This is a genomic window from Roseateles sp. P5_E11 (assembly GCF_054049355.1).
On sequence record NZ_JBFUMO010000191.1, the window covers coordinates 1 to 9895 of the forward strand.

Here is a 9895-nt window from a genome sequence, read left to right on the forward strand (position 1 = left end):
CTTCGTCGGCCRCCAAGGCGTCAAGGGCGGCGAATCACGCGTCTTCGACGCCGCCGGCCCGGCGGGCCAGCGCTTCACGATGACCCAGCCCTGGACGACGCTGCTGCTGGACGACGCCCGCGTGATCCACGAAACCACCCCCATCCAGCCCGTTGTGGCGGGCGAACGCGGCTGGCGCGACACCCTCGTCATCACATTAAGAGGCGGCGGATTCCAGGGTCCGTAGAATCCCGAACGGCCACGCCAAAAGCGTGGCCGTTCTTCTACCTACTGCCGCGCCAAAAGCGCCGACSGTCATGAACCCGACCTCCCTCTTCGGCCTGCCCGAGCAGTCCCCGCACGAGCGCGTGCTGCTCGCCACCGACCCGGCCACCGGCCTCAAGGCCATCCTGGCCGTGCACAGCACCGCTCGCGGGCCCGCCTTCGGGGGCTGCCGCCTGTGGCACTACGAATCCGAAGCCGCCGCGCTGAACGACGCGCTGCGCCTGTCCCAGGGCATGAGCCTGAAGAACGCGCTGGCCGACCTGCCATTCGGCGGCGGCAAGGCCGTCATCCTGAAGCCTGAAGGCGCCTTCGACCGCCCTGCCCTGTTCGCCGCCTTCGRCCGCGCCGTGCAGTCGCTGGCCGGCGCCTACATCACCGCCGAGGACGTCGGCACGACGACCGCCGACATGCGCGGCATGCAAGCCCAAACGTCCTTTGTCAGCGGCATCCCGCGCGAAGGCGCCTTCGGTGGCGACCCCAGCCCCAAGACGGCCTGGGGCGTGTTCGTTTCCATCCAGGCTGGCGCCCGCCTCGTGCTGGGTCGCAACTCGCTGGAAGGCGTGCGTGTCGCGCTGCAGGGCCTGGGCGCTGTCGGCTGGCACCTGGCCGAGTTCCTGCACAAGGCTGGCGCCAAGCTGGTCGTGGCTGACGTGGACGCCGCCAAGGTCGAGCGCGCTGTCGCGCAATTCGGCGCCACGGCCGCCAGCGTGGCGGACATCCTGGCCGCCGACGTCGACGTGCTGGCGCCCTGTGCGCTCGGCGCTTCCCTGAACGAGAAGACGGTGCCGACGCTGCGTGCCAAGCTGATCGCCGGCGCGGCCAACAACCAGCTCGCCACGCCCGATGACGGTGACGCACTGCAGCGCCACGGCATCTGCTACCTGCCCGATTACCTGGTGAATGCCGGCGGCATCATCAGCGTGGCTCGCGAGTACCGCGGTGAGGGCGAAGAGACGGCCGTGATGGCCGAGGTGAGCAAGATCGCCGAGCGTGTCGAAGAGCTGCTGCAGCGCGTGCAGACGGCCGACTCGACGCCCGCTCGCGTCGCCGATGACTGGGCCCGTTCCAAGCTCGTCCGCCTGCCCTAAGTCCATCCCTGCAATGGCCGGGCGGTGGCGCCCGGCCAACATTTAGAGAGCCCTCTCAAGTCCAGGGTTTGTCTCGACCGGTTTGTCCTCATGGCGACACGGCGGCTGCGCACAATCTGCGCCGGTTACGTACGATTACCGGAGGCAAACCCTATGCGACGCACTACACGTCCAACCCGCGCGCTGCGCCCCTTGCTGGCAGGTATCGCCCTGCTGCCCCTGRCCCTGACGGCCCATTCAGCCGGCTACCGCTTCGGCACCCAGAGCGCCGCCGCCGAAGGCACCGCCAACGCGAACGCGGCTGAGGCCGCCGACGCCAGCACGCTGTTCGCCAACCCCGCCGGCCTCACGCGCCTGACGGGCTGGAACTTGTCCGGCGTCGTGGACTACGTCGACCCAAAGACGCACTTCACCGACCAGGGCTCCTATATCTCCCTGCCCGGCTCTGGTCTGGCGCCGCGCTCGACGGGCACCGTCGGCGACACGATGAGCTTTGCCAAGGCCGCGGTCGTGCCCCATCTCTATGCCGCCTACAAGGCCTCCGACACGCTGGCCTACGGCCTCGGCGTCTTCGTGCCCTGGGGCACCAAGCTCGACTACCGAGCTGACTGGGGTGGCCGCTACAACCTGCAGAAGGTCGAGCTGAAGTCCATCTCGATCAACCCCAACGTCGCCTGGAAGACCTCGCCCGAGCTGTCGCTCGCGGCCGGCCTGAACATCCAGTACATGGAAGGCAAGCTGCGCCGCGCTGTGCCCTACGCCTCCGTCTACGCCGCCGGCCTGCTCAACGCCGCCCACCAGGCGGCCGCCGCTGGCGCGCCGGGCCTCGCGCTGCAACTGCAGCAGCAGGCCGCCACGGTCTTCGGCAACCCGGCCTATGACGGCTCCATCGCCGTCGAGGGCAAGGACTGGGGCCTTGGCTTCAACCTCGCCCTGCTGTGGGAGCCCGCTGCCGGCACGCGCATGGGCCTGAGCTACCGCAGCAGCGTCAGCCACAAGCTCAAGGGCAGCGCCGACTGGACCCAGCCCACCAACCTGCCCGCCGAAGTGCTGGCCGCCATCACCGCCAAACCCTACAACGGCGTCTCGGCCCTGGACCACAACGACTCCGACGTCAGCCTCTCGGTGCGCACGCCCGAGTCGCTGTCCATCCACGGCTTCCAGCAGCTGACGCCGACCATCGCCGTGATGGGCGACTTCACTTTCACGCGCGACTCCCGCCTGAAGCAGCTGCGCATCGATTTCGCGAACAGCACGGCCGACTCCACCACCGCCGAGCACTGGAAGGACAGCACCAAGGTCTCGGTCGGCGCCCAATGGCAGGCCCTGCCTGCGCTGCTGCTGCGGGCTGGCTACAGCAAGGATCTGTCGCCCGTGCCCTCGGCGACGCGCAGCCCGGCCCTGCCCGATGCCCACCGCACCTGGCTCGCCCTCGGCGCCAACCTGGCCCTGATGGACAACGCCAGCATCGATTTCTCCTTCGGCAAGGTGAAGCTCAAGGACGCGGCGATGAACGCGACCGACGACGGCGACGGCGAGCAGCCCTGCAACTGCGCCTACTCGACCGCACGCGGCAACTACGCCTCCAAGGCCACCATCTTCGGTGTCCAGTTCAACTACAAGTTCTGAGGAGGCGACACATCATGGATCGCCGCAGTTTTCTCCGCCGCAGCGCCGCGCAAGCCGGCGCCCTGATCACCGCCTCCACCGCCCTGTCCAGCCTCGTCGGCTGCGGCGGCGGTGGCGATGCGGGCGCGCCCATCGAGCCCTTGCCCGCCACCTTCCCAGGCAGCAGCACACCGCTGCCGACGACGGCCGCCGCGAGTGGCACGTTCAAGTTCCCGCAATCGGTGGCCTCGGGCGACCCCAAGCCCGACGGCGCCGTGCTGTGGGCCCGCGTCGTGCCGAGCACGGCCGATGACGTGACCAGCGCCACTGGCGCCGGCAGCTACAGCGTGACACTGAAGATCAGCAGCGCCGCCGGCAATGCCGCCCTGCTCGGCACGACCTCGACACTGGCGGGCACGGCCGACGCTACCGCCGACGTGCCGGTCTACGAGTTCTACGACCACACGCTGCGCCACCGCATCAGCGGCCTGCAGCCAGCCACCGTCTACTACTACCAGTTCACTGCCGGCAGCAGCGTGTCGCGCATCGGCCGCTTCAAGACGGCGCCCGCGGCTGACACCGATATCAGCGCGCTGAACTTCGCCTTCGTGTCCTGCCAGGACTGGAACGTGAACCACTKGGCCGGCATGGACATGCTGGCCACGGAAAACATCGATTTCATCGTCCACCTGGGCGACTACATCTACGAGGCCGTCGGCGCCGACTACCAGGCCGGTGGCGTCGAGAGCGCGCACGCCGCGCTGACCCTGCCCAACGGCACAGCCCTGCCCACCGGAGGCAAGTACGCGACGACGCTGGGCGACTACCGCTACCTCTACAAGCGCTACCGCACCGACCGCCGCCTGCAGAACCTGCACGAGCGCTTCGCCTTCGTGGCCGTCTGGGATGACCACGAGTTCAGCGACGACTGCTGGCAGGACCGCGAGACCTACGACAACGGCACGTTCAACGCGACGACGCAAGTCGGCGACAACACGGCCCAGACCTCGCGCCGCCTCGCGGCCAACCAAGCCTGGTTCGAGAACATGCCGGCCGACATCAGCTTCACGCTGGACCCGGGCCAGGGCATCACCGGCATCCGCATCTACCGCGACCTGAAGTTCGGCAAGCTGATGCACCTGATCATGACCGACCAGCGCCTGTACCGCGCCGACCACCTGATCCCCGAGGCCGCGCCCAGCCCGCTGACCGGCCAGGCCGTCGGCAGCATCGGCGCGCGCTACATGGTGCCGCAGGCGACGCTCGCCGGCGTCGAGGCCGCCAAGCTGGCCGCTGGCGCGTCGCTGCCCGACCCGCTGGCCCTCGTCAGCATGCTGGGCGGCGCGCAGCGCCAGTGGTGGGTGCAGACGATGGCGGCGTCCACCGCGCTGTGGAAGATCTGGGGCAACGAGGTTTCGCTGCTGCGTATGGGCATGGACGGCAACAAGATCCCCAGTGCGCCGGCAGCCTTCAAGGCCAAGTTCGTGCTGAATGCCGACCAGTGGGACGGCTTCAACGCCGAGCGCAAATACCTGATGGGCCAACTGCTGAGCAAGGGCGTGAAGAACGTCGTGGCCGTCACCGGCGACATCCACGCCTTTTATGCCGGCGTCGTGATGGCCGACTACGACGCCGCCACGCAGGTGCCGGCGATGGTCGACCTCGTCACGGCAGGCGTGTCCAGCAATTCCAACTTCAGCTATTTCTACACCGAAGCCAGCAAGCCGACCTTTGCCGCGCTGAAGCCGCTGGTGGCCACGAGCGAGGCCGAGTCTGAAGGCATCGCCATCCAGATCCTGAGCGCGGCCATCGCCATCGCGGCGGGCGTGACCGACCTGACCAACACGGCGGCCATCCAGGCTGCCGTGCAGGGTGCCGTCCTGGCTGGGCTGGTGCCTGCCGCAGCCTTCGCGCCGACAGCGTCGCTGTCCAAGGCCGTCATCGTCACCTTCGACGAAACGCAGGCTGGCACCATGGGCACCATCATCGCGGGCACGATCGCGGGCCTGGCAGCCGCCGGCAAGTCGGTCGCGGCGATGACGCTCTACGGCCTGATCCAGCAGAAGCTGGCCGCGGCCCTGGGCATCCCGGCCAACTTCGTGCCGGCGTCCGAGATCGTCAAGCGCCTGAACCCGTTTGCAGACCCGACGACGGCCGTTGCGCCGCCCGTCAACAACCCCTGGATCAAGCATGTCGACAGCGACGCCCAGGGCTATGCCGTCGTGTCACTCAGCAAGACCGARTTGATCTGCACGTTCAAGAAGATGGCACGCCAGGTCGGCGGCACGGCGCCGGCGTCGCCGGTGGCCGCCGTCAGGACGGTTCGCGTCGCCGCTGGCGTGACGGATGTGGCCGTGATGGCCGGACTCTGACGCGGCCGTCCGCACGAATCAGAACGCCCGGCAATGCCGGGCGTTTTCCTTTGCCGCGCCACGCAGCTGGGCACCTGTGAGGCGTGCTTAGACTCCCGCATGCCTCTCTACCGCGTTCTGGTCATCGGCGGCTACGGCTTCTTCGGGCGCCGTCTCGTTGAACGGCTGGCCCGCAGCCCCGGCCTGCACCTCATCGTGGCGGGTCGGTCCGCCGCACAAGGCCTGGCCCTGGTGGATGCGCTGCGCGGGGCGGCGCGCGCGCAACTGAGCTGCGCCACGCTCGACGCGGATGCACCGGCTTTCGCCGACGACCTCAAAGCGCTGGCGCCTGACATCACCGTGCACACCTCGGGCCCGTTCCAGGGCCAGCGGTATCACGTCGCTCAAGCCTGCATGGCCGCTGGCGCGCACTACATCGATCTGGCTGACGGCCGGGATTTCGTGGTCGGCATCAGCAGCCTGAACCAGGCCGCGCTGGACCGTGGCCTGAGCATCATCAGCGGCGCGAGTTCCGTGCCTGCCCTGTCCGATGCAGCAGCTCGCCATCTGGCGCAGGGACTCACCCGCGTCGACCACATCGACATCGGCATCAGCCCGGGCAACCGTACCGAACGAGGCCTGGCCACGGTGCGCGCCATCCTGAGCTACTGCGGCAAGGCCCTGCCGGCCGTGGACCACCGTCCCAGCTTTGGCTGGAGTGGGAGCCGGCGTCACCTTTATCCCGTGCCGGTCGGGAACCGGCTGCTGTCGCCTTGTGACGTGCCTGACCTCGCGCTGCTGCCCAAGCGCCATGCCGGCTGCCCGACGATCAGCTTCGGCGCCGGCCTCGAATTACCGCTCCTGCACCGAGGCATGAACGCCCTGGCGCTGCTGGCCCGGGTCGGCATCGTCAAGGACTGGTCGGCTCATGCGGTGGCCCTGAAGTGGCTCGGCGACCGGTTCAGCGGCCTGGGGTCGAACGCGGGCGCCATGCATGTCTGTGTCAGCGGGGAAACTGCTGAAGGCATCAGGCGCAGTCGCACCTGGCATTTGGTTGCTACTCACGGCGATGGCCCCTTCGTCCCCACGCTGGCCGCTGCGGCGCTGATCCGCAAACTGCAGCATGGCGACGCATCGCTCGCAGGCGCCCAGCCCTGTGTGGGCCTGCTGTCGCTGCAGGACTTCGCACGAGAATCCGAAGGCCTGCACATCGACATGAACGAATCGCCCAGCATCKGCGCCCTGAGCCTCTACGAACGCGTGCTGGGCGCCAGCTATTCACAACTGCCAATGGCGGTGCAGCGCTTCCATCGGCTCGCGGGGCACACCGTCTTGAACGGCTGGGTGCAGACACAGGCGCCGAGTTCGCTGCCGGCCCGGCTGCTGGCCTTCTGCCTTGGGACGCCACGCCGTGCCAGCAGCGGCCCGCTCAGCTTCGAGCTCGACGCCAGCGCGGAGGCCGAACGTTGGACGCRCCACTTCCCGACGCGGACCATGACATCACGAATGCGGCTGGTAGCCGGCAAGATCCAGGAGAAGCTCGGGGCTGCCCGGCTGACTTTTGGCTTGAGCGTTGCCGATGGCCGACTGAGGATGGAGCTTGAAGGCTTGCGTTTCATGGGCCTACCGTGCCCGCGATGGCTGATGCCGCAGGTGGTGGCCGAAGAAACCGGCAAGGACGATCAGCTGCACTTCCGCGTCGCCGCCGGCCTGCCGCTGCTGGGCACCGTCGCGGCCTATGACGGCCATCTCGAACTCGGTCCGGCGCAGGCCACTTCATGATCATCGTGTTCGATGCCCAGTGCCTGCTCTGCAATGGCTGGGTGCAGTTCATCCTGCGGCATGACAGCAAGACCCGCTTGCGCTTTGCTTCCATCCAGGGCGCCGCGGGGCGGAGTCTGCTGGCCGCAGAGGGGCTGGTGCCCGAAGGCCTGCAGACATTGCTGCTMGTCGATGGCCCTCGCGCGTGGCAGCACACGGCAGCCATATTTCGCGTGCTGCATGCGCTGGGCTGGCCCTGGCGCCTGGCCTGGATCGCATGGCTGATCCCGTCCATCGTCCGAGATCCGTTGTACCGCCTGGTCGCCAGGAACCGCTACCGGCTGTTCGGGCGCTCGGCCGTCTGCATCCGCCCGCAGCCTGAGCATGCGGCCAGATTCCTCGACTAAAAAAAAGCCCGGAAGTGCCGGGCGTTTTTTCTAGAGCGGTTCGGAACCGCTTATTCGCCCAGGTAGGCGGCGCGCACCTTCGGATCGTTCAGCAACGCTTGGCCCTCGCCCTCCATCGTCACCTCGCCCGACTCCATCACATAGCCGCGGTTGGCCAGTTGCAGCGCGCGGCTGGCATTCTGCTCGACGAGCAGGATGGTGACGCCCTGCTGGTGGATGTCGTTCACGACCTCGAAGATCTTGTCCACCATGATGGGCGAAAGGCCCATGGACGGCTCGTCCAGCAGCAGCACCTTGGGGCGGGCCATCAGCGCGCGGCCCATGGCCAGCATCTGCTGCTCGCCGCCGGACATCGTGCCGGCCAGCTGCTTGGCGCGCTCCTTCAGGCGCGGGAACAGGCCGAAGACCTTGTCCATGTCCGCCTGAATCTCGCCATCCTTGCGGTTGTAGGCGCCCATCTGCAGGTTCTCGGTGATGGTCATGCGCGTGAAGGTGCCACGGCCCTCCGGCACCATGACCAGGCCCTGCTTGGCCAGGTCCCAGGCGCCCTGACCCTTGATGGGCTTGCCGAGGTATTCGACGCTGCCAGCGGCCACCGGCTGCAGGCCGGTGATGGCCTTCAGCGTCGTCGTCTTGCCGGCGCCGTTGGCGCCGATCAGCGATACCAGTTCGCCCTCGCGCACCTCGAAGCTGACGCCCTTGACGGCCTGGATGCCGCCGTAGGCGACCTTCAAGCCAGAAACCTTGAGCAGGGTTGCTGCCATACCTATCACTCCAAATCGTGCGTTGACCAAGCGGCACCCGTGGAACTGGCTTTGCCAGGCCACTGGGTGCGCCCCCTTGAGGGGGAGCGCGAAGCGCTACGGGGGTGGGTCATCCTTAGTGGTTCTTGTGACCGGCGCCGAGGTAGGCCTCGATCACCTTTTCGTTGCGCTGCACGTCGTAAGGCGTGCCTTCGGCGATCTGCTTGCCGTAGTCCAGCACCGTCACGCGGTCGCACAGGCCCATGACCAGCTTCACGTCGTGCTCGATGAGCAGGATGGTGCGGCCGTCGTTGCGGATGCGGTCGATCAGCTCGCGCAGCACGACCTTCTCGGTCGCGTTCATGCCCGCGGCGGGTTCGTCCAGCGCGATCAGCTGCGGGTCGGTSGCCAGSGCCCGGGCGATCTCCAGACGGCGCTGGTCGCCATAGCTCAGCGTGCGGGCCTTGTAGTCTGCGTACTTGCCGATGCCGACATAGTCCAGCAGCTCCTGGGCGCGCGCCTTGATGGCGGCCTCCTCGGCCTTGAACTTGGGCGTGCGGAACACCGCGCCGATCAGGCCGGACTTGGTGCGGATGTGGCGGCCAACCATCACGTTCTCGATCGCCGTCATGTCGGCGAAGAGGCGGATGTTCTGGAAGGTGCGCGCGATGCCGGCCTTGGCGACCTGGTGCACGGCCTGCGGCGTGTAGGGCGTGCCGCCGAGCGAGAAGCTGCCGCCGTCCGGCACGTACAGGCCCGTGATGACGTTGAAGAAGGTCGTCTTGCCGGCGCCGTTGGGGCCGATGAGGCCGTACACCTGGCCGCGCTGGATCTGGATGCCGACGTCGGACAGGGCCTGCACGCCGCCGAAGCGCTTGGATGCGCCGCTGACGTTGAGAACGATGTTGTCGTGTTTGCTCATGTTGGTGTCCTCCCTCACTTCGCGGCAGGCGGGGCGACCTTGCCGTGCTCGGGCGCCGGCCACAGGCCGCGCGGGCGGGCCAGCATGATGCCGATCATGGCCAGGGCCACCAGCAACTGGCGCAGGATGGAGGCGTCGAGGCGACCGTCAGTCATCTGCTGCAGCGGGCCGGCGACGTAGCGCAGTACCTCGGGTAGGGCCGACAGCATCAGCGCGCCAAGGATGACGCCAGGGATGTGGCCGATGCCACCCAGCACGACCATCGCGACGATCATGACCGACTCCTGCAGGCTGAAGGACTCGGGCGACACGAAGCCCTGGAAGCTCGCGAACATCGCGCCCGACACGCCGCCGAAAGTGGCGCCCATGCCGAAGGCCAGCAGCTTCAGGTTGCGGGTGTTGATGCCCATGGCCTTGGCGGCGATCTCGTCCTCACGGATGGCCATCCAGGCGCGGCCGATGCGGGAGTTTTCCAGGCGGTAGCAGACCACCACGCCGCCCACCACGAGGGCCAGGAAGAGGTAGTAGTACAGCGTCACCGACGGCAGCGTGAAGCCGAACACCTCCCAGGACTTGCCCAGGTCCACGCCGAAGACGTGGAAGGAGTCGATCTGGCCGATGCCGCGCGGGCCGTTGGTGATGTTGACCGGGTACTCAAGGTTGTTCAGGAAGACGCGGATGATTTCGCCGAAGCCCAGCGTGACGATGGCGAGATAGTCGCCGCGCAGCTTCAGCGTTGGCGCCCCCAGCA

The 9895-nt window shown here is 67.8% G+C and carries 8 protein-coding genes and 2 pseudogenes; 7 read left to right on the plus strand and 3 right to left on the minus strand.

From position 1 onward, the window contains the following. From ACXJKR_RS15500 to ACXJKR_RS15530, 7 genes and pseudogenes are all read left to right on the plus strand, one after another. Positions 1–226, plus strand: a 226-nt coding sequence (locus tag ACXJKR_RS15500) for a 2OG-Fe dioxygenase family protein (protein WP_457323582.1), incomplete at its 5' end; no start/stop codon positions are given. 70 nt (positions 227–296) lie between these two features. Then, positions 297–1352, plus strand: a complete 1056-nt coding sequence (locus ACXJKR_RS15505; protein WP_457323583.1) for a Leu/Phe/Val dehydrogenase — start codon at positions 297–299, stop codon at positions 1350–1352. Between the two features lie 153 nt (positions 1353–1505). After that, entirely contained in the window at positions 1506–2981 is a 1476-nt protein-coding gene (locus tag ACXJKR_RS15510) for an OmpP1/FadL family transporter (RefSeq protein ID WP_457323584.1), read from the plus strand. Between the two features lie 14 nt (positions 2982–2995). Further along, positions 2996–5332, plus strand: coding sequence for an alkaline phosphatase D family protein (locus ACXJKR_RS15515; RefSeq protein ID WP_457323585.1), 2337 nt, complete (start codon positions 2996–2998; stop codon positions 5330–5332). A gap of 99 nt (positions 5333–5431) precedes the next feature. Beyond that, positions 5432–6544 (plus strand): annotated as a pseudogene (locus ACXJKR_RS15520) (saccharopine dehydrogenase NADP-binding domain-containing protein); the annotation flags it as partial. Between the two features lie 63 nt (positions 6545–6607). After that, positions 6608–7093 (plus strand): annotated as a pseudogene (locus ACXJKR_RS15525) (DUF4166 domain-containing protein); the annotation flags it as partial. Continuing rightward, entirely contained in the window at positions 7090–7479 is a 390-nt protein-coding gene (locus ACXJKR_RS15530) for a thiol-disulfide oxidoreductase DCC family protein (protein ID WP_457323586.1), read from the plus strand. The pseudogene ACXJKR_RS15525 and the gene ACXJKR_RS15530, both read left to right, overlap by 4 nt. A 50-nt stretch (positions 7480–7529) precedes the next feature. Here the strand turns inward: ACXJKR_RS15530 and ACXJKR_RS15535 are convergent, their stop codons facing one another. The 3 genes from ACXJKR_RS15535 to ACXJKR_RS15545 all read right to left on the minus strand — a co-directional run. Then, complete coding sequence (locus tag ACXJKR_RS15535; RefSeq protein ID WP_457323587.1) at positions 7530–8243, minus strand: ABC transporter ATP-binding protein; 714 nt, start codon at positions 8241–8243, stop codon at positions 7530–7532. Between the two features lie 115 nt (positions 8244–8358). Continuing rightward, positions 8359–9144, minus strand: a complete 786-nt coding sequence (locus tag ACXJKR_RS15540; RefSeq protein ID WP_056196261.1) for an ABC transporter ATP-binding protein — start codon at positions 9142–9144, stop codon at positions 8359–8361. A gap of 14 nt (positions 9145–9158) precedes the next feature. After that, positions 9159–9895: branched-chain amino acid ABC transporter permease (locus tag ACXJKR_RS15545; protein ID WP_457323588.1), on the minus strand; the 737-nt coding region annotated here is incomplete at its 5' end.